The following is a 23,688-nucleotide window of genomic DNA, read 5'->3' as shown; positions in this document are numbered from 1 at the left end:
CTTCTTTTATCTCGATCGAGAATATGTCTGCAACTTAGCCATCAAATCTGACACACTGGTCAAATCTAAAACTGCTTCTCCTAAATTCTCTAATTGTTCAGCGGATAACTGACTGATGCGAGTTTGGATCTCCGGCGACAGCGGGCAGACACGGCGCTCCAACAGCGACACAACTAACTGCTGTAACTGCTGCTTTCCTTGTTCGATACCTTGTTCGATACCTTGTTCGATACCTTGTCTGATGCCTTGTTCGATGCCGATTCTGGTCGCTTTGGTAATTGCACCGCGCTGGTCTTGAATGAAAATTTCTCGCCTTTCTAAATCTTCCAATTCATCAGGATCTAGATTGGCTTCATTGGCAATTCCAAAAGCTTTGCGGAGTTCCGGTACATTCCCCAACTCTTCCGGGACAGACCTTAACGTCCGAGCCGTTTTCATGAAATATATCCACTTGTCAGTCAGTGTCTCTAATTCTTCTAATGTTTTGTTAAATTTTGGTAATTCAACAAAAACAAATTCTAACTCTTCGGCTAAATAATCGATTCGATTGTTTTTCTCTTTGATACAAAACCGCGAAATTACTGTTTCGAGATGCTCAAACATTTGGAAATCGGTAATTGTCAGGGCAATTACTGGATTCAATAAATCATAGTTTTCTCCACTTTTTAATTGAACTGAGTAAGCTTTAGTAGCATTATACAGAATCCGCTTTTCAAAGGATTCTACGTTCAATACCTGCATTTCAATTATCACTGTTTTGCTGCCACCAATTTTAGCTTTGACATCCAAATAAGTATTCTTTACTCCTTTGATTTTGGGAGCCAAATAAGGGTCAAGAATTTCTAAGTCTTCGATGACGGGATTTGATTCATATAGAATTGCATTTAAGAAGCTAATCAAAATGTCTTTGCTGTCAGCAGAGCCGAAGATTTTCTTAAAGGCAAAGTCAGTTTTGGGATTAATGAAACTCATGGTATTTTATTTTTACTAGAGACTGAGAGGTTGAGGTTACAGTTATTTAAGTATCTAACTATTATACAATCTTTTAGGTTGGGTTCGCCCTGCGATCGCCCGAAACAACCTCAATACCGATGCCAGTCCCAGTCTGCCCCTGTGGAGTCAATTATAAAATCTTTAATCTAAAATCTCAAATCCCGTTCAGTCATTTTTCCCAAACAGCTAACCCAGGAACGTTTCGCCAATGGTAAAGTCATGGTAGGTAGAGCACCTCAAGTCTGATAAAAAAATTGCTATGAAGTTTGTCTGCGTTCTATCCCCTCAACAGTGGCTTTCTGGTGGTATCGCATTGATCGCAGCGATCCTCTTCGAGGGCTTCGCTAACGAGTGCGGTGCTATTCTCGCTCCCCATGCGGCGCGGGCAAACACTCCTGGGCAAAATCATTCGTCTCTGTCGCCGAAAATCCTCGCTAGTAACGATGTTAGTTGTAAGGGCGCGCGATCGCCCGAAACTCGCTGTCGTGTCGGCGGTTTGTTCGTCAAAACTCAAAATACAGCCACAGAAGAAGTCTTTACTCTCAAGCAGACTGAAGTTAAAGCTAAAGTTGCCGGCAATATCTCCCGCGTCGAAGTTGTTCAGAAGTTTGAAAATCCTTTTCCCGAATCTTTAGAAGCTGTTTATGTATTTCCCCTCCCCGATGAAGCGGCGGTGGACGATATGGAAATTAAAATCGGCGATCGCATTATTAAAGCTAATATCAAACGCCGCGATGAAGCTTTGGAAATATACCAAAAAGCTAGAGAGCAAGGTAGGACTGCGGGTTTGTTGGAACAAGAACGCGATAATATTTTTACTCAGTCTCTCGCTAATATCAAACCGGGAGAAAAGATTGAAGTGACGATTCGCTACACCGAGAGTCTCAAATTTGCCGGTGGCGATTACGAATTTGTGTTTCCGACAGTGGTAGGCCCGCGCTATATTTCGGGAAATCTGACCCCCCCCAACCCCCCCTTAGCAAGGGTGGGCAATAGTTCTGAGTCTCCAGGGGCCAGAGATGGCAACAACACTCTATCCCCCCCCTTAGCAAGGGGGGGCGATGCTCTATCCCCCCCCTTAGCAAGGGGGGGGCAGGGGGGGGTTAATACCGATGCCGATCGCATAAACTCGCCTCTCTTGCCTCCGGGTACGCGATCTGGTCGCGATATCGCTATTTCCGTAGAAATCGATGCCGGAGTTGCGATCGGCGATGTCCGCTCTACTTCCCATCAAATTACAACAGAACGCAGCGGCAATCTTGTGCGCGTCCAACTAGCGAATTATGACACAATTCCCAATAAAGATTTAATTCTCCGCTATCGAGTATCAGGCGAAAATACTCGTGCCACAGTCTTGAGCCAAGCCGACCAACGGGGCGGTCATTTTGCGACTTATTTGATTCCGGCATTAAACTACAAAACTAATGAAATTGTACCGAAAGATGTCGTGTTTCTGATGGATACTTCCGCTTCTCAACAGGGCGAACCGCTAGCAAAATCTAAGGAGTTGATGCGCCGCTTCATTCAAGGACTCAATCCCAAGGATACTTTTACGATTATTGATTTTGCCAACACGGCGCAAGCGCTATCCGCTACTCCTTTAGCGAATACTGCCCAAAATCGACAAAGCGCAATTAATTATATCGATCGGTTGCAAGCTAACGGCGGCACAGAACTGCTGAACGGCATTCAAGCCGTGATGAAGTTTCCGGCTGCACCAACCGAAAGGCTGCGGAGTATTGTACTAATTACTGACGGTTATATTGGCAATGAAAAAGAAGTTTTGGCTCTGGTGCAGCAGAGTATAAAACCGGGCAATCGACTTTACAGTTTTGGTGTCGGCAGTTCGGTGAATCGGTTTTTGCTCAACCGTTTAGCCCAAGTTGGTAGAGGCACGTCTCAAGTAATTCGTCAAGATGAACCTTCGGCGGAAGCTGCTGAAAAGTTTTTCCGTCAAATTAACAGTCCGGTATTGACTAATATTCAAATTAGTTGGGAAGGAATGGGCGAAAAACCGGAGATTTATCCGATCGCGCCCCCAGACTTATTTACCAGTCAGCCGCTGGTGTTGTTTGGCAAAAAGAGCGATCGAACTAACGGCCAACTCCGCATCCGCGGCACTCAAGCGGGCGGCAAAGCTTACGAGCAAATTTTACCTGTTAATTTTGCTCAATCTGGAGGGAGACAACGGGAGTCAACTTCAGCCGCAGCAATTGTTACAGATTTTGGCAATCCGGCGGTAGCTCAACTTTGGGGGCGATCGCGCATTAAAGATTTAATGAATCAAATGTTTGGTGGCGAGACTCCTTCTTTGGTGGAAGCTGTGACTAATACAGCTTTGGCTTATCGCTTGCTGTCGGAATACACGGCTTTTGTGGCTGTGAGCGAAGAAGTGCGAGTCGAACCTGATGGTGCTCGGCGCCGCGTGCAAGTGCCGGTGGAATTGCCGCAGGGTGTCAGCTATGAAGGTATTGTCCAGGCCGACGAGCGCGAGCAAACTAGAGGTGGCACTCGCAGCGCCAGCTCGACTCGCGGTGTTTCACCGCCAGTCCCAGCTCCTCTCCCGCGGCTAGCTCCTGACAGCCAACGATCGCGCCAGCAGCAGATTGCTGCTCGCTTGCAAGTAGTCAGCGCTCCCGGATTGGATGCTGGAGCGATCGCATCTCTGAATCAATACCTGCGATCTGTTAATCTCCCAGCGGCGGTTAGCGGTGAGACGGTGTGGGATTTATCCATACAAGACGGCCGTGTTGCGAAAGTGGCCATCGACACTCAAACCTCGACGCTGCAAGCAACAGACGCCCTTGAGAGTATCAAGGCAGCCTTGAATTCCTGGCAACCTCCCGCAGGATTCAAGGGCACGCTGAGGCTGAAATTGCGGATTAATGCCGATCGTTAAGGAATGACTATCTATGTCACGAAACATTAACTTTTAAGTCAAAAGTACCGAAATGGCGATCGCCACCATGAGAACAATATAAAATCTTTATTAAGAGATCGCGTTTGAACAGAAAGTGATGCTAACAGAAGTTATACAGTTTGATGCCAACGCTGAAACAGTCTAATTTTTGTAACAGTATAATTTCTGAAACAACCCTAAGAGTAAAGATTTCTCGATCGAACCCCCCCAATCAGAGAAGGTATCACGCCCTATGGAAGTTAGCGAACTGCTCAACAATTACGAAAAAGGACAAAGAGACTTTGCTGGAGCCGATCTGAGCGGGGCAAACCTCAGCGGAGCAATCTTAATCGGAGTCAACCTTTCGCGCGCTAATCTTTCAGGAGCGAACCTCAGCAGAGCGTTTCTCACCAAAGCAACCCTCAAAGGCGCACTGATGCAAAGAACAAATCTGAGTTTTGCCAAAATGGGCGAAACCAAACTCTCAGGCGCAGATTTGACAAAAGCTAATTTGAGCGGAGCTTTTTTGGTCAAAGCAAAAATGCCCAGGGTAAAGTTAAGCGGCGCAACTTTAACCGGCGCCAACCTGCGGAGTGCTGTGTTGTGGAATGCCAATTTGTGCAGCGCCGACTTGCAATTAGTTAACTTGCTGGGCGCGAACCTCACCGGAGCTAATTTTAAATGGGCAAACCTTTACGGTGCCAAGCTCAACAGTGCAAAACTTTTTGGTGCTCAATTAACTGGAGTCAGCCTGCGGCGAGCGCAGTTGACAGGCGTGAATCTCTGTGGTGCAGATTTGAGCGGAGTCAACGTCAGCGAAGCTAAATTGATGGGAGCTAATTTGGAAGGCTCGAATTTGGCGGGAGCGAATTTCAGCGCGGCTCAGTTGCGGGGAGTGAAGTTGGCGGGAGCAAACTTAACCGGCGCTAAGTTTAGGGGAAGTTGTTTGAAAGGGGCAAATTTGAATTGGGCAAAGCTGTGTCAAGCAGATTTGATGGCGGCCGATTTGAGCGAGGCGACGTTAATAGGAGCTAATTTAGATAATGCTTTGTTGGCGGGAGCTATTTTGCCGGAATCTACTAGGCGCTACTTTTCCTTAGCTGGGGCGTGCAAAGTCAATTCTTGGGAAGTTACGGAAGTTAAGAATGGGTGATTGTTCAGTTGACAGTTGACAGTTGACAGTTGACAGTTGACAGATGAAGGCGACCTCTACCTCTAAGGAAGAGGATTGGGGTAATGAATTATCTTCTTTTATCTTTTAATTTATCCTGATCGGGGAGAGGCTTTAAACCATTTTTTTATGGTAATTTGTAATTTGTAATCGGTAATTTGTAATTTGTAATATCAAATCTGTTAACATCTGATCTAAAATCCTTATGAGTGTTAATTTTGGGGTGGTGCTGGTAACTGCTGAATCGGAGGCGGAGGCGGAAAATATCGCTAAATCTCTAGTTGAACACAGGCTGGCTGCTTGTGTAAGTTTGTCTCCGATTCGCTCTATTTATACTTGGCAAGGCGAGATTCATTCCGAGTCGGAGTGGCAGTTGGTGATTAAAACAGATTTGGCTAAATTTGAGGCTTTAAAAATAAAAGTTCAGGAACTCCATTCCTATGAAGTTCCCGAAATTATTGCGATTCCCATTATTGCTGCCAGTGAGGCTTATCTCGATTGGATTGCACAATCTTTAGGTTCGTAGCGAGGACGAAGACTCCTAATTTATCCACGCATCAAGACGGACTGAAGTCCGCACTACAAACGAAAAAATAAAGGTTCGTAGTCAGGACTTTAGTCGTTGATTATCCACGCATCAAGACGGACTGAAGTCCGCACTACAAACGAAAAAACAAAGGTTCGTAGTGAGGACTTTAGTCCTGCATTATCCACGCAGCACAAAAACGGACTGAAGGGGAGCATCTCATTTTTGCAAAAAGCATTTTTTTCCCTTTTTTTACAGTGCGAGCGTCCCCTTTTTTTACAGTGCGAGCGTCCCCTTTTTTTACAGTGCGAGCGTCCCCTTTTTTTACAGTGCGAGCGTCCCCGCTCGCGTGCTTTGTATAGCACGCGAGCGGGGACGCTCGCACTACAAATGCAAAACTGAAATGCTCCCGACTGAAGTCCTTACTACAAACGATCGCAAACCTACTAATTTTGACTGCTAGGGCCAATGACGCCGACTTTGTGGCGAAAACTTAGTTCGCCGCCGAACCAGCCTGTAACGCCCAGCAAACTTGCAACGACGATCGACAAAGCTAAACCTGTAAAGACGATCGGCTCAGCCGGATTTCCTTGTCGCAACACCAGGTTAATCAGCGAAAGTACCATAGCCGCCACATTCCCGCCCATGTGCAACCAGCCGGCACTGCGATCGCGCACTCTTTTAATTCTTGCAAAATCTAAAAAGCCCGTGATTGCGGCCAAAATCCCCGCAGCAAAACCTGCACCAATTAGCCAAACCGAAGCTCTTGCCCAAAACGGATCGCTTGTCAGCCAATAACCGATATCCGTGCCCGCGGCCCCGACTAAAAAGGCTACCGGAAAAGTGACGATTACGGGGTGAAGGGGATGGCCTGCAACTGAAACTGTACTGGTAATGCCGGCATCGCGATACTCTCTGTCGTCACTTTCTAGAATCGGTGGAACATTCGGAAAGGGCGTACTATTTCTTTGATTTGTTTCCATGATTTCTACCGATAAATTTTGTACAAACCAGTTTTTATTGGATTGAACTTAATCCCAAATGCGATCGCCATTTTCGTCAACACGCGCCTGCCGAATTACGTCAGAAATTTCCTCAGCGTCTTTGACGTGGTGCAAAGCTTTCTTTTCCCCGTCCGGTTCATCTACGATGAAATAAGTGGGAACTGTAACTGTATCTCCCGTGATGTCTGGCACGTGGTCAACTGCTAATTGCTGAGCTTTTTCTTCGATGCTTTGCGGTTCGTCGGAAATGCGATCGCCCGGATTGACAGTGCGGCGCATATCTTTGCCCGGTTTGTCGATACTCATAAAACCTCTCTGGTGTTTCTAATTTTTTGCTGCTTCTAATTGCTACTATTGAACGAAAAATCTCCGGTTGCGAGCATCTCCCAAGGGGTGGAAGTTTCTGTTAGGGCGATCGCACCTCAGCTCTTTCTGTAGGTAGATCATTTTTTCAACTAGGGAAACGGCAATGCGGTGTCCTCATCCCCGCACCGGACACGGCAATGCCCTGTCCCTACTTATCAAGAAATTGCTATAAAATCGAAGAATTCGTGAATCCTTTCCTGTGAATTGCCCATGATGAAAACTTACGACTGGATTGTTGTCGGCGGCGGGATTACTGGTACAGCGCTGAGTTACGAACTCGCAAAAAAAGGTTTTTCTGTGTTGCTTTTAGAACGAGATGCTACCATGCAAAATGCTACTCGTTTTAGTTACGGCGGCTTGGCTTATTGGTCGGGTACGACTGATTTAACTCGGCAATTGTGTGCAGAAGGTATCGAACGTCACCGCAATTTATCGGCGGAATTAGATAGCAATACGGAGTTTCGCGAGTTGGATTTGTTGCTGACAATTGATGCGGGAGTTGAGCCAGAAAAAGTCGCGGCTAATTACGCACACTTTGCGATTCCTCCCCAGCTTGTGAGCGTTACAGAAGCTGGCGAGTTGGAACCTTTGCTGAACAAAAGTGCGATCGCCGGAGCTCTAACTGTCCGTCACGGTCATATTTCGCCGACTGCCACAAATCAAGCTTATTGTCAAGGGTTTTTGCGGCTGGGAGGAACTAGAGAAATTGCGGAAGTAACTGGTTTAATAGCAGAAGGAAATCGGATTTCGGGTGTCAAGACGGTAGGCGAAAGTTATGCCTGTAAAAATGCGGTAATTTGTGCTGGAGGTTGGAGTCGTAGTTTGCTAAAAACGGCGGGTATTTCTGTGGGAGTTTATTTTAGTCGTGCTGAGATTTTGGAGACGGCACCTGTGGATTTGAAACTCAGGACTTTGGTGATGCCCGCACTATTAAAACGTTTTGAATTGGAAGCACAATCTAGTAAAATTGAGGTAGATTTTCTTTGGGACGAACCGGGTAAGGAGTTGTTACCGCCGATTTTAGATTCGGGTGCAATTCAATTTAATGACGGGAGTTTGCGGATCGGCCAATTGTCTCGCACTTTGAGCGATTTGAACGCGAAAGTCGATCGCAAAACCAGCGAAACCGCAATTCGTGCAGGTATCGGCAAGGTTTTGCCAGATGCGGCAGATTTACCGGCAACTTGGCACGATTGTATTGTGGCATTTAGCGCTGATAGGTTTCCCGTAGTGGGGGAAATTCGCGATCGCCCTGGATTGCACGTTTTTTCTGGTTTGAGCAATCCGTTGGCGATCGTACCTGCTTTGGCTGAGCGATTTGCTAATAGGGCGGCGGAAGAAAAAGATTGGGCGATCGAGATTTTATCTCCGGATAGATTTGCTGAAAAATGACCGCCATCAACCTGTTTGTAGTGAGGACTTTAGTCCTCATAAAAATCAGAGGACTAAAGTCCTCACTACAAACCAATTTAATTGTGGGTAATTGACCGGACATAATATGACTAATGACCAATAACTAAAAAAGGCAGCGCCACAATAAATGTAGTACCTTTACCGATCGCACTTTCCACACTTATTGTACCGCCATGCAGGTCAACTATGTGTTTGACAATGCAGAGTCCCAAACCCGAACCTTTAATCTTGCCTACATTCGCACCTCGTTCAAACTGCTGAAAGAGTTTTTCTTCATATCCCGCTGTCATCCCAATTCCCTCATCTCGAACGCAAAATATTATTTGCTGGTTTTCGCAGCTTAATTCTAAACTAATAGAACCGCCATTGGGAGAATATTTTATAGCGTTTGAAAGCAAATTAGTCAGCAATTGGTGCAGCAGTTTTGTGTCAAGATTGGCGTGGAGTGGCTCTGTTTGGGCGAGGAAAGTTACAAGGTGTTTGTCGGTGACTATCGGTTGCAGTTCTTCTAAAATAGATGTGCAGAACTCTGTCACATTTAGCTCATTTAAATTCAAGGAAAGTTTGCCTGCTTCTGCTTTGCTGAGCATTAAAATATCGTCCAGCAATTCACTCATATTGCTGACGGCTTTTTTAATGCGATTGACATTTTTATTTGTTGTTCCTGGCGATATTTTCAAATCGCTATCTTCCAGCATTTCAGCCGAGAGCTGTATGGTAGTCAAAGGAGTGTTTAAATCGTGGTATGCCATTGAAACAAATCGCGTTCTATTTTCGCTTTTCGCTGCTGCTAGTGCCATGAGTTTTTGCATTTCAACGGCTTCTTGATGTTTACTCAGCGCTATCTTGATGGTAGCGTGCATTTCTCTTTCTTTAAACGGTTTGAGGAGGTAGCCATAAGAACCAGTATTTTCTGCTCGCTGCAAAGTTTCATCGTCGGCATAAGCAGTTGTATAGATAATGGGGATATCTAATTGTTGATGAATTATTGCTGCTGTTGCTATGCCGTCAATCTCGCCTTTGATTACTATATCCATTAAAATTAAATCTGGTTTGAGTTCGCCTGCGCGATGGATGGCATCGGCTCCTGAAGAAACAACATCGGCGATTTTATATCCAAATTTTTCTAATCTTTGAGATAAGTTCTTAGCGATCAATAGCTCGTCTTCTACAATTAAAATATTAATATTATTAATTTTTTGCTCTGGAAAATTCATGATTTTAGAACCTTTGCGAGTAAATTAACTCGTTAAATACTAAGTGAAAGGCTGTGCCGATTTCTCTTGACATTTCGATGGTTCCTTCTAACTGCTCGGTTAAAGTACAGACAACTTGAAAGCCCATCGAGTTAGTTTTCCTAAAATCTATGTTTTCAGGAAAGCCAATCCCGTTGTCCTTAACGAAGAGGTGGATTTCCCGATCGCCAGTCTGATAGCATTGTACACTAACTGTACCGCTCGTATCGTGAGGAAAAGCGTGTTTCAGGGTATTTGAAACCAATTCATTAGCAATTAAGCCGCAGGGAGTAGCAGTCTCAATATTTAGGGAGATTTGTTCAGCTAATACCTGCAACTGAATGCGGTTGTCACTTATATTGTAAGACTGAAACAAGTTACTGACCAAATCTTCTAGATATTCGCCAAAATTAATTTTTGCCAGGTTAGTCGATCGGTACAGTTTCTCGTGAATCAGAGCCATAGAGTACAGGCGGTTCTGACTTTCTTCAAACATTTTGGCTATTTGGGGGTCGGCAACCGTGTTAGATTGCAATTCTAACAGGCTGGCAACTACGCAGAGGTTGTTTTTAACGCGGTGGTGAATCTCTTTGAGCAAAATCTCTTTCTCTTTGAGGGAGTTTTTCAAATTTGCCTCCGCTTGGAAGCGATCGCTCAGTTCAGCTTGCAGTTGCTGGTAAAGTAGAGATTGCTGAATGGCGATCGCCAATTGATTCACCAACTGCTGAAATAAATTCATTTCCCATTCTTGCCACTCCCGGGGCCCATCGCACTGGTGCGCGATTAGCAATCCCCAAAGTTGGCTGTGCTGAATAATTGGGACTGCTAACTTAGCCCTAACTTCAATTTGTTGCAGAAATTCCATCATACAAGGTGTAATGGAGGGGTCATCTAGTTCGGAAATTGCACAAATTCGTCCTTGCAAATAAAGCTGATAACATTCAGCAGGAAAAACCTCTCGGCCAAAAAATCTATCTATCAGCCGACTGCATCCTTCTACCACCGCTTCAGCAATGACTCGGCCGCCAATTTCGGGTAAAATTTGATATACCAAAACTCGATCGACTAACAAGACTTGCTGGAGTTCGGCAACCGTGGTGTTAAGAATTTCCTCTAATTGCAAAGATTGGCGGACGCGACGGGCGATCGCCTCCACCAGCCGTTCTTGCTCAAACTGCTGCCGCAAAGCTATTTCAGCGCATTTAGAATTGCTGATATCGGCGGCGTAACCAATAATTTCGATCGGAATGCCCCTGCTGTCAACCAATAGTTTCAGTTCTGTCCGCAGCCAGCGATACATTCCATTTTTATGCAAAAAGCGGTACTCGTAAATGCAATTTTTACCCTCAGACAAAGCACAAAAATTTACTATAAATTGTGGCAGATCTTCAGCGTGAATCCTGCCCGACCAAAAGTTAGAATCTGCTAACACTTCTTGCGGCTCGTAGCCAACGATTGTCTGAACGTTGTCGCTGATGTAAGTAATACAAAATTTCCCCGCCGCAGCGGCAGTAAAAATTACCGCAGGATTAGAAGCAAGTAAAAATTGCAGGCGTTCTTTTAACTGCTGCAATTCCATTTCTGCTCGCTTGCGGTAACTGATATCTTCGATCGCCGCCATGCTGTAGAGAGGAAGGCCCTCGCCATCCCGAATCAGCGTCACCGTCATGTTTGCCCACATCAGCTCGCCATTTTTCTTAATCAGGCGTTTTTCCATTTGAAAGCGAGGAATATTGCCCTCGACCAACTGCTTGACTTGCTCGACATCTGCTGGTAAATCTTCCTGGTGGGTGACATCAGCGAAACTCATTACCGCCCAATCCTTATCGCTGTAGCCCAACATCTGGCGGTAAGCTTCATTCACCTCGATCGTGCGGTAATCGTGCACGCTTGCCAAACCGATCGCAATTGGAGCATCGTCAAACAAATTGCGAAACTTTTCCTCACTCTTTTGCAGTGCAGCTTCTGCCTGTTTGCGAGCAGTAATGTCTCGCGCTACCCACATCACCCGATCGACTCCCAGCGGCGAAATACTGCCATCAAACCAGATTAACTTGCCCTCAATTTCCATGCTGTATTCAACTCTGTGGGTTTGTCCAGATGCCAAGGTTTGGCGAATGTGGCCGAGGGCAAAATTAGCTTCGGCTTCTGGGAAGATTTCGGCGAGGGTTTTGCCTAGCACTTCATTAGCCCGTTTGTACAGCAATTGGGGAGGCGTGGGGGCGACTTTGAGGTAGCGGCCGCTGGCGTCGAAAACTAGCACGATATCCGTCATGCCATTAAACAGCGCCAGCAGTTCAGCTTCCGAGTTTTGCAGTTTTTCTGCGGTCAATTTGCGATCGGTAATGTCGGTGTCAGTCCCGATCAGTCGGTAGGTTTTGCCGTCGGGCGATCGAACCGCAGTCCCGCGGGCAAACATCCAGCAGTTGCTACCGTCTTTGCGGAGCATCCGGTGTTCGACTTCAAAAATTTCTGTCACACCCTCTAGATAAGCAGAGACTGCTCCCCCGACGGCAACTCGATCGTCCGGGTGAACCAGAGATCCCCAATGTTCCATGCAGTTGGGAATCTCTGCGTCTTGATAGCCCAACAAAGCTTTTAAAGACGGATCGACGTAGATTTCGTCGGTTTCCAAATTCCAGTCCCAAACCCCCACTTTGCCCGCCGATACTGCCAGTTCGTAAAATTTAGTGCGCTGCTGGACTCGCAGTTCTAACTCTGCATTGAGTTGCTGCAAAGCGATTTCTGCTTGTTTGCGATCGGTGACATCCCGACCGGCAGCTTGATACTCCACAATTTCTCCGTTTGCATCGAAGATAGCCCGATCGATCCACTGCTGCCAACGAATTTCCCCGCTCGGCAAAATTACTCGGTGTTCGCAAGTAAACACAGGCTTTTCCGCAGACAGAGAAGCATATTGTTCTTGAAAAATTTCTCGGTCTACTTCTGGGATCAGTGGCATAAAACTGTTACCGAGCAAGTCTTCTGGTTGCACGCCGAAATAGCGACAGTAAGCTTGATTGACAAATGTGAATTTGCCGTCGGGGAGGTAGCGGCAAATCAGTTCGCTTTGGTCTTGCACAATCGCCCGGTAGCGCGCCTCGCTCTCCCGCAGGGCATTTTCGGCGTTTTGTCGATCGCTGACTTGTTTTTCGATTTCTGACTTACTTTCTAAGAGTTCACACTGTTTTTGCTGAAGTTTGACAACTTCTTGCTGCAACATTTTAACGAGGCTGTAAATTTCTGGGTGAATCCTTTCTGCGGTGACTAAACCTACTGGCTGACCCCGTTCATCTACAATTGGCAAACAATCGATCGAGTATTGACAAAATAGCTTAAATGCGGTAAAAATATCTGTAAATTCTGATTCTTTTAAGACAACTAAATTCCGCGTCATGGCGCCGGAAACTTTCATTTCTTGCCATCCGTATGTGGTGGCTAAGTTCAGCAGATCTGCCAACCTTAGCAATCCGACTAGCTGATTTTCCTCGACCACTAAGATGCAACTAATTGATGCTGTTACCGTTTCGTTTGAGTGCGGAGGTGAATTCGGTAGCGGACAAGCGTCCATCGCCAGACGGATTAGGGCGATCGCATCTGGGAGGGAAGTTGAGGGCGAAACTGTCACAGGATGGCGATCGACAAATTCTAAGGGCGATCGTAAATTTACCGACAAATTAGCAAGTTCCATAAATCTTGGTCAAAAAGTATTCCTAACTAACTTTAGCAACACTTTTAGTCATCAGCTTGACGACTAATCACTGATGACTGATGACTGATGACTAATGACTGATGACTGCTGACTGCTGACTGCTGACTCCTGTTCGCGAGTTATATGAGTTGGGAGTATCTCAGTTTTCATTTATAGTGCTGTCCCCGCTCGCGTATTCTACAATACGCGAGCTCTTGCGTGCTCGCACTATAATAAAAAAATCCTTTTTACAAACATGAGATGCTGCCTATGAGTTCGCACTATGTCAACTGTCAACTGTCATCAACTGTCAACTGTCAACTGTCAACTGTCAACTGTCAACTGTCAACTGTCAACTGTCAACTGTCAACTGTCAACTGTCAACTGTCAACTGTCAACTGCCAACTTATTTTTTACCAACAAGCAGATAAGTTTTCATACCCCCTTTACCTTTAACTTCAATAGTTCCGCGCCCTTCCAGCAAATATTTGTCTTTCAATAAGTCATAAGTAGTTTCACTGACTTGAATCCGCCAAGGCAAACCATGAGATTCCATGCGGGAAGCGATATTTACCGTATCGCCCCACAAATCGTAAATAAACTTTTTGATGCCAATCACTCCGGCAACAACCGGGCCGCTGTGGATGCCGATGCGGATGCTAAAATATTTCTTATTCAGACCATTAAACCGAGCTATCTCTTTTTGCATATCTAGGGCCATTTGGGCGATCGCCTCTGCATGGTCTGCCCGAGGGTAGGGCAGCCCTCCTACCGCCATGTATGCGTCGCCGATGGTCTTGATTTTCTCTAGGCCGTGCTGCTCGCACAACATATCGAATCCTGAGAAAATCTTATTCAGGAGCTCCACGAGGTCGATCGGATTCATCACAGAAGACAAAGCTGTAAACCCCACAATATCAGCAAACAAAACAGTCACTTCGGGAAAATATTCAGCAATAGTCGTTTCGTTTTGTTTGAGTCGTTCTGCTATTGCCACGGGCAAGATATTTAACAACAGATTTTCCGATTTTTCTTGTTCTTCCCGCAGGGCATCTTCTGCTTGCTTGCGTTCCGTAATATCGTGGTAACTCCAGACTCTACCGATAATTTTATCTCCCAGCCGCTGCGGTTCCGAATGGCGTTCAAAAAATCTGCCGTCTTCAAATTCCAACAAGTCAAAACTTTCGGCTTCTGGCTGGTCGTAAAGCGATTCTATTCTCTCTTGGAATGCTTGCGGGTCTTTGAGTTGGTTCTGCACAAAGGCGATCGTTGTTGCGTCGTCTCGCAGCGCCATCACGTCGCTAGGTACCCCCCACATTTCCACAAATTCTCGATTGAAAGTAACTATTTTTCCGCTCCTATCAATAGCTAAAATACCGTCAGCAGTAGAATCAAAAGTTGCTTGCAGCAAGGAAGCAGATTTTGCTAGAGCATCTTCCGCCATCTTGCGAGCAGTAATGTCTCGCAAAATAGCGCGAATCGCTACTAAAGAACCTTCCAAAAACTTACAGTTTATGCTACCTTCCAGCAAAATTTGTTCGTGATTCTTAGTAATAAATATTATCTGAATAGAGTGGGGATAAAAAGTATTTTCATTGACAGCTTTTTTAGTAATAACTTGACATAATATCTCCATCGACTCTGGGGAACTGTTGGGATGAATGATATCAAAAACAGTCATTTGAGCAATTTCGGCTTCGCTGTAGCCCAGAGTTTCCCGCCAAGCCCGATTTACATACAAAAAATGACCGTCAGCTCCAATACTTTGAATTAAGTCAGTAGCATTTTCAAATAAGTCTCGTAATTGTTCTTCGCTTTCCCGCAAAGCTATTTCCGCTTGCTTGCGCTTAATAAATTGACCGAGTTGGCTGCCGATTGTTGCCATTGTCTGGAGCAATTCTTCATCCAAATACTGCACTTCGCGGCTAAAAAAAGTCATCACCCCCAACACAGAGCTTTCAGAATTTTCCTGCTCGTAGTCCCCCAAAATTGGGAAGCCAAAAGCTCCGTGCAGTCGTTCTTCTACGCCAATTTCTCTGCTAATAAAAATTTCGCTTTCTGTTACATCCGCAATCCACTGAGACGAACCGCTGCCCCAAATGAGACCCGACAATCCTTCCCCGAATCCACAGATCATTTGTTCGGCAGATTCGGCAAATTTGGGGATGGAAACTGAGCCTTTTGTCCAACAGGCGACGCACCGCAGCAAATTGGGGTCGGAAATCGCAGTTATTCTCTTACTTCCTAACAGCAGTTTTTCCCCAGCTTCCGGCGGCATCCAAAGTTCGGCAGTATCCCACCCCAAACTGTCGCAAATTGCGGGGAGAATTGCTTCTAGAGCTTTTTTGATTGTTTCGGATGTAGAGAGGATGTGAGTGGTGACGTACTGAGCTACTTTTCGCTTGCGGGCTCGCTGTCTGTATGTCATGTCGCGGCCGATGTACACAAAATCTTGGAGGGCCGTAGAAGTTGCAGAAAAACTTTTCATGTCACTTGGAATCGGCGTACAGGAAAAGGAAACTGTCAGCTTTTCTCCGGTTTTTGCGGTGCAAATTACTTCAGTATTAGTTTGAGATTGTTGAGGCGACTCTTGGCTGACTGCTTGCAAAGATGCGCCCTCAGCAGTAAGGGTGTCTATTTGCTGACCTACTAATTCCGATTCGCTATAACCGAACAAATCTTGAGCCGCTTGATTGACTTTTTTGATTTTTCCCGAGGCCGTTGTCACCAACAAAACTTCGGCCATGGAAGTAATAATTTTTTCAACATAATTATTAGTAGCGGCTAAGGTACTCAATAAAATATTCATTTCATTGGTAGCTTGAACTAGAGTTTGTTCCAAACCCATCCTGTCGGTTACGTCTTCAAAAAATACAATTAATCTCTGCTCGCTATCGTCATTGCTGAACTCGACGATATACATATCAAAATAAAGCCGCGAGCCATTTTCTAATACTCGCGTCATCGCTTTTAATTCAAAATTTGGCAACCGCCCTTCAAAAATATCGATTAAAATTTCTTCAGTTCCCAGGAATTCGGGAAAGGGAATGCGGACATCGTTTCCGGTAACTACTTCCTCGGGACAGTCGGCAAACCGCTGCACGTTGAGAGATGTCTCTGCGATAAGAAAGTCTTGATCCAGTGCTAGGTACTCCAAGTGGTGGGGAACCAACAATTTATTTAACAGGGTTGTCATGTTGGATTTTGTAGTGGTGAACGTGCCCTCAGTTCGTGATAGTCATTAGTCATTAGTCATTGGTCATTGGTCATTGGTCATTAGTCATTGCTCGATTTGATGAATCTGGCACCTTGAAGTTTTGTCTAAAGTTTTGGAATAGACCAGCCAAGGTCGCTTACGTGGCACGGTACCCATTTTTGGGCGGGTCATTCCCAAATCGGAAAATCGAAAAATGGAAAATGGAAAATCGTATTATAACGGTTCTCAAGCGTGGTGAGGTATGCCCTATGCCTATGCCCTATGCCCTATGCCCAATTCCCAATTCCCAAATCGTATTACCTCTGTTTTGCAAATGGAATTGTGACTACAAAGGTAGTGCCTAACCCTGTGTCGCTGGAAAATTCGATTTGACCTCCGTGCAGGTCTACACACTGTTTAACTATGGATAAACCCAGTCCTGTACCAGGTATTTTTCCGACATTTTGGGCCCGGTAATAAGATTCAAACAGTTGTTCTTGGTCTTCTATAGGAATGCCAATGCCCGCATCTTTTATTTTAAATATAGCTTCTTCATGACGACAATTTAATTGAAAATCAATATAGCTGTCGATCGGCGAATATTTTACAGCATTTGACAGCAAGTTTGTCAAGATGTGCCGCAGCAATTTGGCATCCAGTGCGGGCGAGTATTCTGTTGCCTCCGACTCCGGAGCGGTTTTTTTCCCAGGCGCAATAGATTTTCTGCAAACAAAATTAATTTTATGATTTTGTCCGTAGCTAATTTTTATTGATTCTACTAACTCGCTACAAAATTTTCGCAAGTCAAGTGGTGCGGGATTGAATTGGAGTTTTCCAGCTTCGGCGCTGCTGAGCAACCGCACGTCATCTAATAGCTGAGCCATGTGTTTAGATGCTGATTTAACGTGTTCGAGGTATTCTTGTTTTTCCGCTTGGGTAATTTCGTCCCCATATTCTTTGAGAATTTGAGTAGCAAATAATACTGTATTTAAAGGATTGCCGAATTCGTGAGCCAGCATCGAGAAAAAACGAGATTTAAGCTGTCTGAGTTCTTGCTCTTTTACCAGAGAGCGACGAATTTCCATGTCTTCTTGCTTGCGTTCTGTGATGTCTCTGCCGATATATATGAAATCATAAAGTCCGTCTAATTCTGTCTGAATTGCCGAGCAGGAAAATTCTACCCAAATTTCTTCTCCCGATTTAGTAGTGCAGACTACTTCCAATTCTCTGAGCAGCTCTTTTTGAGACAAAATATAGCGGTGGCGACCTTGGTAAAGCAATGTTTCTTCGACTACTATGATGGAGAGAGGCTGGTCGATTAATTCTGCTTCGCTGTACCCAAATAACCATTGTGCCGATTGATTGACTGTTTTGATAATTCCTAATGTTGTTGTCACCAACAAAGCATCGCCCATGGAGCGAATCACTTTATCTATATAATCTTTTGAAGCGGCTAAGGCGCTCAGCAAAAGATTAGCTTCATTCGCTCTCTGAATCAAGGATTGCTTCATCACCATTTTTTCGGTGGCATCTTCAATCAAAATTAGCAAATTACTTGCCATATCTTGTTCGTTTTCATGTTCTATCGCCAACATATCGAAGTATAAAGGGCGGTTGTTGTCGGCAAACCGAGCGATACCTTTGAGTTCAAAACTCGGCCGCCTTCCCATCACGATCGACATGAGGATATTTTCAATTCCAATCAGTTCGGGAAAACAGATGCGAGCATCTGTACCGGGGAGCGCGTCACCCGGAGTATCGGCATAATTCTGCACTTCGGCAGAGGTTTCCTGAATGATGAAATTGTGATTTACTATTAGATACTCTGTTTGTCGCGGACCCAGGAGCTTTCTAAAAAGGGGGTTCATACTGTTCGATAATTATTGGTGGACATATCCAGACACTCGTTCTTTTTTGAGTATGTTTTCAGGCATAGCTGTAACCATCTTTCCTGTGAACTGTTGTGCAATATTCCGGGTGTATCTCACTTGGGAAGAGGGCGAAGCATGACCGCATATAAGTTATTAGTTATAATCCCATATTGACTACGGTCATGCTTCGCCCCTACGGATATATTTGCTTGCATTGAGATGCACCCAATATTCCGGGAGCATCTCAGTTTTGCATTTACAGTGCTGTCCCCGCTCGCGTGCTTGTACAAGCACGCGAGCGGGGACAGCACTACCATAAAAAATGCTTCTTGCAAAACTGAGATGCTCCCAATGTTTTCTACTACTCGCTTGAGGAGCAGTGTGAACGGATAGCGCCGAAACACCGAAGCCTTGCCCGAATCTAAAAGTTTTCTGGCGTGACTGGGATGAACCGGATTCATCGGTTTTTTGTTGGCATCAATGAGAAAAACGTAGTTTGACATCTTCTGTCAGCCTTATTTCTAAGTAATGTTTGCCTCGGAAATGTTGAAAGAGCTTGTTGGGAGTGCAACACGCGGATCTGTATGTAATTAATCCGTTCCTTAATAGCAATCGACAGAGCTACAAACTGGCGTTCATCTGTAGGTGTCATGACTCAAACAACGTAGGTCTTATCCTGTTCCTGCACGTTCGCAGCATCTACCCAATGCAGGCTCTGTTTGGGTAGATGTGGGTATACATCTACGAACGGTTCATACTTGTTCTACCATTGTGTAAGCTAGTTTGTGAAAAATTTCGTCAACGTCTTTGCCGGTTTTAGCCGATGTGGTATAAACTGCTATTACTTTGTCTTGACCGATTGAGTGGGAGATTTCCACTAGCAGTGCCAATTTTTCTTCGTCAATCAAGTCTACTTTGTTCAAAGCGACGATTATTGATCCTTTGGGATTGACTGAAGAAAACAGCTTAACGTGTTCGGAGATTCGCTCAACTGTTTCGGAGCGGCTGACATCGGCAACGATTAAAACGCCGCTAGCTCCTTGTAAGTAAGTCGGTGCGATTCCTTTGAATTTTGTATGTCCTTCTAAGTCCCAAATCAGCAACTGTGCGGTGACACTTTCCGGGTGTTTGGTGTTTTCTAATGCGATACTTTTGCGGGAAATTTTTACTCCGACGGTGGAGAGGTACTCGTCGCTGAATTGCCGATCGACAAAACGGCGGATCAGACTGGTTTTACCGACGCCAAAGTCGCCGATCATGCACATTTTTTTAGATATAGTAACTGACATAATTATTTGCTGTTTACGATCTTAGTTATTGGTTCAAATAGCACGCATCTGCTTAAAAGTAGCGGTTGATTGGGTTCCACGCCGGGGGGAGGATTTTGACTGCCAACCGCCAGGAGGCGCTTCGGATTGGCACCTTGCCGCAGCAAAGCATCTCGCACTGCTGTGGCACGCTGGAGCGACAACCGTTGATTGATGACAAGTTCCCCAGTGCGATCGCTGTGTCCAATTATCTTAATCTGTTTTTGAGGATATTGATCCATGAAACTTTTAACACTGGCGATAATTTCTTCTGATGCTGAGTCTAATGTTGTCGTTCCTTGGTCGAAGTAGATGCGGGTGGCAATTTTAAGCGGATCTAGTTTCACAGTGCTAACGACTGACTCAACGCCGGGAATTTGCTTCAGGGACTGAGCAATTTTCTGTGAATCGACAGCCTCCATGACTGTCCCCTCTACTGTAACTTTGCGATCGCCATACCGACTAGAAATAGAAACACCCGACAAGCGGTTCAAAACAGCGGTGATCCGCTGCACCTCACCCGCCGTCAACACGGGATCTGGAGGTACATCTACAGCGACAATTTGATTGTCTAATTTCAGATTTGGTGCAGTTGAGGCGGCTATTTTGGCGGCTTTTTCCCGCAATTCTGGATTTGGCAAATTTCCGGTTAACTTGAGAGTGTTGCCCTCCACGTCGGCGTTTAAGCGGTAAACCGCTAATTCTGGGGTCGAGGCTAAAGCTAAAGCGGCATTTGTTGCCAGGGGGCGGTCAATGCTCCGGCGGTGCTGATAAATTACCCAAGGTGTTGAGATTAAGGTTAGCGCTGCGATCGTCACCCCGATCAGCACGAAGGGGGGTTTTTTTGATTTTTCCCTTTCCACCGGGTCGAATAAACTTTGGATGAACGGGTGCACAGAGTCCGGTATAGTACCGGGATCGCCGTTAAACTCGTGAATTAATTTAGCGTAATTAAGGATCAGATTAGTAAGTGTTTGCCGGAGTTTGTTAATGAACGACTGTGGCGGTTCTCCTTTAATCACGACTGCCATGTAGCAGTATCCCGCTACTTCTAACATAATTTTTGAGTCGCCGTATTCAATTAGATTGAGTTCAGAAATTTCTCCGGGCTGAACGATGCATTCGTTCACAAAGCTGCGAATAGCTGTGAGCATTCCTGCTACCATTTCCGCTTCTAACTGGTAATTGCCTGCGGGGTGTTGAACTTCGGAAATTACCAAGCCAGATGCCTTGTGAATTAACAATGCTGCTTGGACGGTAAAAGGTATTGATTCTCTGAGGATTAATTCAGCTTCGGAGACTCCTTGTACTTGGGAGCGAATTTTGCGCCCAACTCCTTCCATGCTTAAGCTATTTGAGACTTTTTCGTTGATAGTTTTAATAGCTTCTGCCATGTATTTAGAGATCGTACTGCCAATGACGGGATAGAGAGCATCCACCATAGAGTCGCGTTCGAGGGCGATTTGGGCTGTAATGGCTTTGCCCATTTCCGGGGCGAGGGCTTGGGCGATCGACTCTTGATCGAGGCGAATTTGCTCTTTTATCGCCAAACCCATTTCTGGGGCGATCGCCCGAGCAATATCCGCTGGCGAATTTTCTATTTGTTGAGCAAGTGCGTCGGGCAGCAACTCACCTATCGCCGAACTCATTGCTTGCCTGTTTTCCACAGTTTTAGCCCTAATCACTTCATCAATAATTGGGACTATCGCATTAACAACTTCTTCTCTGGAATCGGCAATTTTGCGGCTGAGAATTTCTGCGATCCAAGGCAGCATTAGGGCGATCAGCTCTTGTGGATCGTAGATTTGGTGTTCCAGTTTTTCTAATTTAGAGTCGATGCTTGCTAGCAGATTGCACACCCCCGGCAAATCAGTTTCTGCTAGGAGATTTTTGAGTTGCTCGATATCTGACATTTGCGAGCCAAAAATCAGATTTTGCAGCCTTCCCATCGCGCTGTCGGCTTCATTGAATTCTTGTTTAATATCGCCTATGATTTCCGATCGCTGCGATAGTGGTATCGGCTGTTCTTGCGACTCTCGGTTCGGTTCAATTGATGCCACACTTGCATCTGCATATATTTTTTGTGATGGCTGCGAAAGTCCGGACACTGAGGAATTCGGATCGGTTGCTGCGGGTGGCGCCAGAGTTTGGGGAATGGGCGAATTCTCTACAGCGGTGTCAGCAGAATCCTGGGATTTTTCGCGCTGTACGTACTGGGGAGAATCGGAAATTGTTAAGTCAGGGAATGCTTGTAGCGAGGGTGATTCTCTCTCCAAATCCGAAACATCTGCGGAAACATCTATAGTTTTAGCTGAGGAATAGTTTCTTTCCAGTTCAGAAGTGTTGAGTTTGTGAGTAGCGAACAGCAAATTGTGGGACTCGTCTGCAACAGCCGGGGAAGCAGTAGAATCGGGTTGGCAAGAGCCAGTTTCTGGCACGGCTGCAATTTCCTCTGGCTGTGCGGAGGAAATACCTAACAAATCCATCAACCCGCCGAGTGCTCCAGCTTGACTATTTTTGCCGCTGCTGTCAGCTTCGGGTTCGGAATTGTGCTGCGCTGCAATTTCCTGTGGCTGTGCGGAGGAAATACTTAACAAATCCATCAACCCGCCGAGGGTTCCAGCTTGACTGTTTTTGCCGCTGCTGCTAGCAGCTTCGGGTTCGGGATTTTGCTGCGCTGCAATTTCCTCTGGCTGTGCGGAGGAAATACTTAACAAATCGATCGACCCGCCGAGGGCCCCAGCTTGACCGTTTTTGCCGCTGCTGTCAGCTTCGGACTCGGGATTTTGCTGCTTTGAACCAGCAATAATTTTGAGATCGAATAACAGAGTCAACAAGGGGTCTAGCTGGGTTGCTGCCGAGGCAGCAGACTCGTCAGGTTTAGAAACAAAACCCTCTAGCTGATTTTCAACTTCTGGATTTTCTTTCGGTAAAGCCATGCGTTATTATCCGTGATGGTGGCGCTCCGGCAACAAAAATTCGTTATTTGACTTATTATCAGCAACGCCTTTAAGTTCGGGCACAAATTCTGTTCCTTTGAGTCTCATTCCTAGTTCAAACAGAATTTCTGCCATGTCATCTCTGGAAACTTTAACATCTCTGAGCATGGAAAAGCGTCGGTCTAGTTCTTCAAAAACCTGTGTTTTCAAAGTGCGGGTTTCTTCGGAGAGTCGCTCTCTGGTTTGGGAGAGTTCGTCGCGAATGGAACTGGTTTGATTGTCGATCGCCTCGTCGAGGGCTTCGATGGTGCTAGAGCATTTGCGGTTAACGCGATCGATTTGCTGTCGGAGGTCAGCACTTTCTTCTTGCGTATTTAAGGTGAGCGATTTAACTTTCTTTTCTAACGAATCAACTGCCGCCCTCATTTCTGTGGACAGAACTGTTTTCACTTGTTCGATGCGAGCGTGCATATCTTGCTGCATCATCGACAAGTCGGAATCTATTTTGTCGAAACGATTGTCGTATTCTCTAAGCTGCGCCCCGAAAATTATATCGCGAATCTGGTCAATATTTCCCAGGCGTTCGCGCATTTCTTCTTTAGTTATTTCGGCCATGATATTACCTCGAATCTCCGAAAATTGTGAGTTTAAGAACTGTACTATATTTTTTGTTAAACTGCTAGTCGAACGGTTTGAGCAGGGTCAAAAGACGTGCTGCTGACTTTTACTGCGATCGTTGACAGTTGTCAGATACAGGGGCTTTTTGACTGGGGACAGCTCGACTTTTAGATACTCCCTCCCCGAAAGTCGGGGATGAGATTCTTGAGAAGTTTAACTGTAAATCTCCTGAAATTCAGGTTCTTGGAGGCAATCATCAGAGCCACAACGAGGCTCCCCAAAATAGCGGTTTGCTATTCTTGCCTTGCCGCAAGCTCAGAGGAGCGCAGACATTCCTCCAGACAGCAAGGTAGGTTGTAAGCTGCTACACAAAACTTAGCTAAACTTTCTCAAGTCTCACTATTCAATCAAGATTGCTCTTGAAGGGTCTGCTTCCTGCTTCACCCAAGGGAGTCGGCT

General features: G+C 45.6%; 15 protein-coding genes. 4 read left to right on the top strand and 11 right to left on the bottom strand.

Translation table 11 applies throughout. The features are described from left to right. Nucleotides 1-6: 6 nt before the first annotated feature. The gene (locus JGK16_RS30225; RefSeq protein WP_293185775.1) at nucleotides 7-972 is read right to left on the bottom strand and encodes an Rpn family recombination-promoting nuclease/putative transposase; all 966 of its coding nucleotides are present in this window, start codon (nucleotides 970-972) and stop codon (nucleotides 7-9) included. 280 nt (nucleotides 973-1,252) lie between these two features. On the opposite strand from JGK16_RS30225, the gene JGK16_RS30220 reads away from it, so the two are divergent. From JGK16_RS30220 to cutA, 3 genes are all read left to right on the top strand, one after another. Then, complete coding sequence (locus JGK16_RS30220) at nucleotides 1,253-3,892, top strand: VIT domain-containing protein (RefSeq protein ID WP_293193606.1); 2,640 nt, start codon at nucleotides 1,253-1,255, stop codon at nucleotides 3,890-3,892. Nucleotides 3,893-4,145: 253 nt separating this feature from the next. Continuing rightward, nucleotides 4,146-5,045: a pentapeptide repeat-containing protein gene (locus JGK16_RS30215; RefSeq protein ID WP_293185778.1), complete on the top strand. Its 900-nt coding sequence runs from the start codon at nucleotides 4,146-4,148 to the stop codon at nucleotides 5,043-5,045. Between the two features lie 223 nt (nucleotides 5,046-5,268). Further along, nucleotides 5,269-5,589, top strand: a complete 321-nt coding sequence (gene cutA, locus JGK16_RS30210; RefSeq protein WP_293185780.1) for a divalent-cation tolerance protein CutA — start codon at nucleotides 5,269-5,271, stop codon at nucleotides 5,587-5,589. Nucleotides 5,590-6,035: 446 nt separating this feature from the next. Here the strand turns inward: cutA and JGK16_RS30205 are convergent, their stop codons facing one another. Beyond that, complete coding sequence (locus JGK16_RS30205; protein ID WP_293155175.1) at nucleotides 6,036-6,572, bottom strand: DUF2231 domain-containing protein; 537 nt, start codon at nucleotides 6,570-6,572, stop codon at nucleotides 6,036-6,038. A gap of 48 nt (nucleotides 6,573-6,620) precedes the next feature. After that, on the bottom strand, nucleotides 6,621-6,899 hold the full coding sequence (locus tag JGK16_RS30200) for a hypothetical protein (RefSeq protein ID WP_293185782.1): 279 nt from the start codon (nucleotides 6,897-6,899) through the stop codon (nucleotides 6,621-6,623). 270 nt (nucleotides 6,900-7,169) lie between these two features. Between JGK16_RS30200 and JGK16_RS30195 the strand changes: the two genes are divergently transcribed. Then, nucleotides 7,170-8,351, top strand: a complete 1,182-nt coding sequence (locus JGK16_RS30195) for an FAD-binding oxidoreductase (RefSeq protein WP_366035301.1) — start codon at nucleotides 7,170-7,172, stop codon at nucleotides 8,349-8,351. A 110-nt stretch (nucleotides 8,352-8,461) separates the two neighbouring features. On the opposite strand, the gene JGK16_RS30190 is transcribed toward JGK16_RS30195, so the two are convergent. From JGK16_RS30190 to JGK16_RS30155, 8 genes are all read right to left on the bottom strand, one after another. Then, entirely contained in the window at nucleotides 8,462-9,589 is a 1,128-nt protein-coding gene (locus JGK16_RS30190; RefSeq protein ID WP_293185783.1) for an ATP-binding protein, read from the bottom strand. A gap of 4 nt (nucleotides 9,590-9,593) precedes the next feature. Further along, complete coding sequence (locus JGK16_RS30185) at nucleotides 9,594-13,298, bottom strand: PAS domain S-box protein (protein ID WP_293185784.1); 3,705 nt, start codon at nucleotides 13,296-13,298, stop codon at nucleotides 9,594-9,596. A 406-nt stretch (nucleotides 13,299-13,704) separates the two neighbouring features. After that, nucleotides 13,705-16,494 carry an adenylate/guanylate cyclase domain-containing protein gene (locus tag JGK16_RS30180; protein WP_293185785.1) on the bottom strand — a complete coding sequence of 930 codons (2,790 nt, stop codon included), beginning with the start codon at nucleotides 16,492-16,494 and terminating at the stop codon, nucleotides 13,705-13,707. A gap of 317 nt (nucleotides 16,495-16,811) precedes the next feature. Continuing rightward, entirely contained in the window at nucleotides 16,812-18,269 is a 1,458-nt protein-coding gene (locus tag JGK16_RS30175) for a PAS domain-containing sensor histidine kinase (RefSeq protein WP_293193608.1), read from the bottom strand. Between the two features lie 209 nt (nucleotides 18,270-18,478). Then, nucleotides 18,479-18,868 carry an RRXRR domain-containing protein gene (locus JGK16_RS30170; protein ID WP_293185787.1) on the bottom strand — a complete coding sequence of 130 codons (390 nt, stop codon included), beginning with the start codon at nucleotides 18,866-18,868 and terminating at the stop codon, nucleotides 18,479-18,481. A gap of 249 nt (nucleotides 18,869-19,117) precedes the next feature. Next, nucleotides 19,118-19,654, bottom strand: a complete 537-nt coding sequence (locus tag JGK16_RS30165) for a Rab family GTPase (RefSeq protein ID WP_293185788.1) — start codon at nucleotides 19,652-19,654, stop codon at nucleotides 19,118-19,120. 2 nt (nucleotides 19,655-19,656) lie between these two features. Continuing rightward, nucleotides 19,657-22,611, bottom strand: a complete 2,955-nt coding sequence (locus JGK16_RS30160) for an OmpA family protein (RefSeq protein WP_293185789.1) — start codon at nucleotides 22,609-22,611, stop codon at nucleotides 19,657-19,659. 6 nt (nucleotides 22,612-22,617) lie between these two features. Further along, nucleotides 22,618-23,226 (bottom strand): hypothetical protein, encoded by a 609-nt coding sequence (locus JGK16_RS30155; RefSeq protein ID WP_293155138.1) that lies wholly within the window; start codon nucleotides 23,224-23,226, stop codon nucleotides 22,618-22,620. Between the last annotated feature and the right edge of the window lie 462 nt (nucleotides 23,227-23,688).

The sequence above is a fragment of the Microcoleus sp. PH2017_09_SFU_O_A genome (assembly GCF_020738625.1).
GTDB lineage: Bacteria > Cyanobacteriota > Cyanobacteriia > Cyanobacteriales > Microcoleaceae > Microcoleus.
The sequence above is the reverse complement of the archived record's forward strand: the minus strand, read 5'-3'. Positions and strand labels throughout refer to the sequence as shown.

Bases quoted from the DNA above. Each gene is read 5' to 3' on its own strand.
- JGK16_RS30225 (WP_293185775.1), bottom strand. From the start codon at position 972: ATGAGTTTCATTAATCCCAAAACTGACTTTGCCTTTAAGAAAATCTTC.
- JGK16_RS30220 (WP_293193606.1), top strand. From the start codon at position 1,253: ATGAAGTTTGTCTGCGTTCTATCCCCTCAACAGTGGCTTTCTGGTGGT.
- JGK16_RS30215 (WP_293185778.1), top strand. From the start codon at position 4,146: ATGGAAGTTAGCGAACTGCTCAACAATTACGAAAAAGGACAAAGAGAC.
- cutA (WP_293185780.1), top strand. From the start codon at position 5,269: ATGAGTGTTAATTTTGGGGTGGTGCTGGTAACTGCTGAATCGGAGGCG.
- JGK16_RS30205 (WP_293155175.1), bottom strand. From the start codon at position 6,572: ATGGAAACAAATCAAAGAAATAGTACGCCCTTTCCGAATGTTCCACCG.
- JGK16_RS30200 (WP_293185782.1), bottom strand. From the start codon at position 6,899: ATGAGTATCGACAAACCGGGCAAAGATATGCGCCGCACTGTCAATCCG.
- JGK16_RS30195 (WP_366035301.1), top strand. From the start codon at position 7,170: ATGATGAAAACTTACGACTGGATTGTTGTCGGCGGCGGGATTACTGGT.
- JGK16_RS30190 (WP_293185783.1), bottom strand. From the start codon at position 9,589: ATGAATTTTCCAGAGCAAAAAATTAATAATATTAATATTTTAATTGTA.
- JGK16_RS30185 (WP_293185784.1), bottom strand. From the start codon at position 13,298: ATGGAACTTGCTAATTTGTCGGTAAATTTACGATCGCCCTTAGAATTT.
- JGK16_RS30180 (WP_293185785.1), bottom strand. From the start codon at position 16,494: ATGACAACCCTGTTAAATAAATTGTTGGTTCCCCACCACTTGGAGTAC.
- JGK16_RS30170 (WP_293185787.1), bottom strand. From the start codon at position 18,868: ATGTCAAACTACGTTTTTCTCATTGATGCCAACAAAAAACCGATGAAT.
- JGK16_RS30165 (WP_293185788.1), bottom strand. From the start codon at position 19,654: ATGTCAGTTACTATATCTAAAAAAATGTGCATGATCGGCGACTTTGGC.
- JGK16_RS30160 (WP_293185789.1), bottom strand. From the start codon at position 22,611: ATGGCTTTACCGAAAGAAAATCCAGAAGTTGAAAATCAGCTAGAGGGT.
- JGK16_RS30155 (WP_293155138.1), bottom strand. From the start codon at position 23,226: ATGGCCGAAATAACTAAAGAAGAAATGCGCGAACGCCTGGGAAATATT.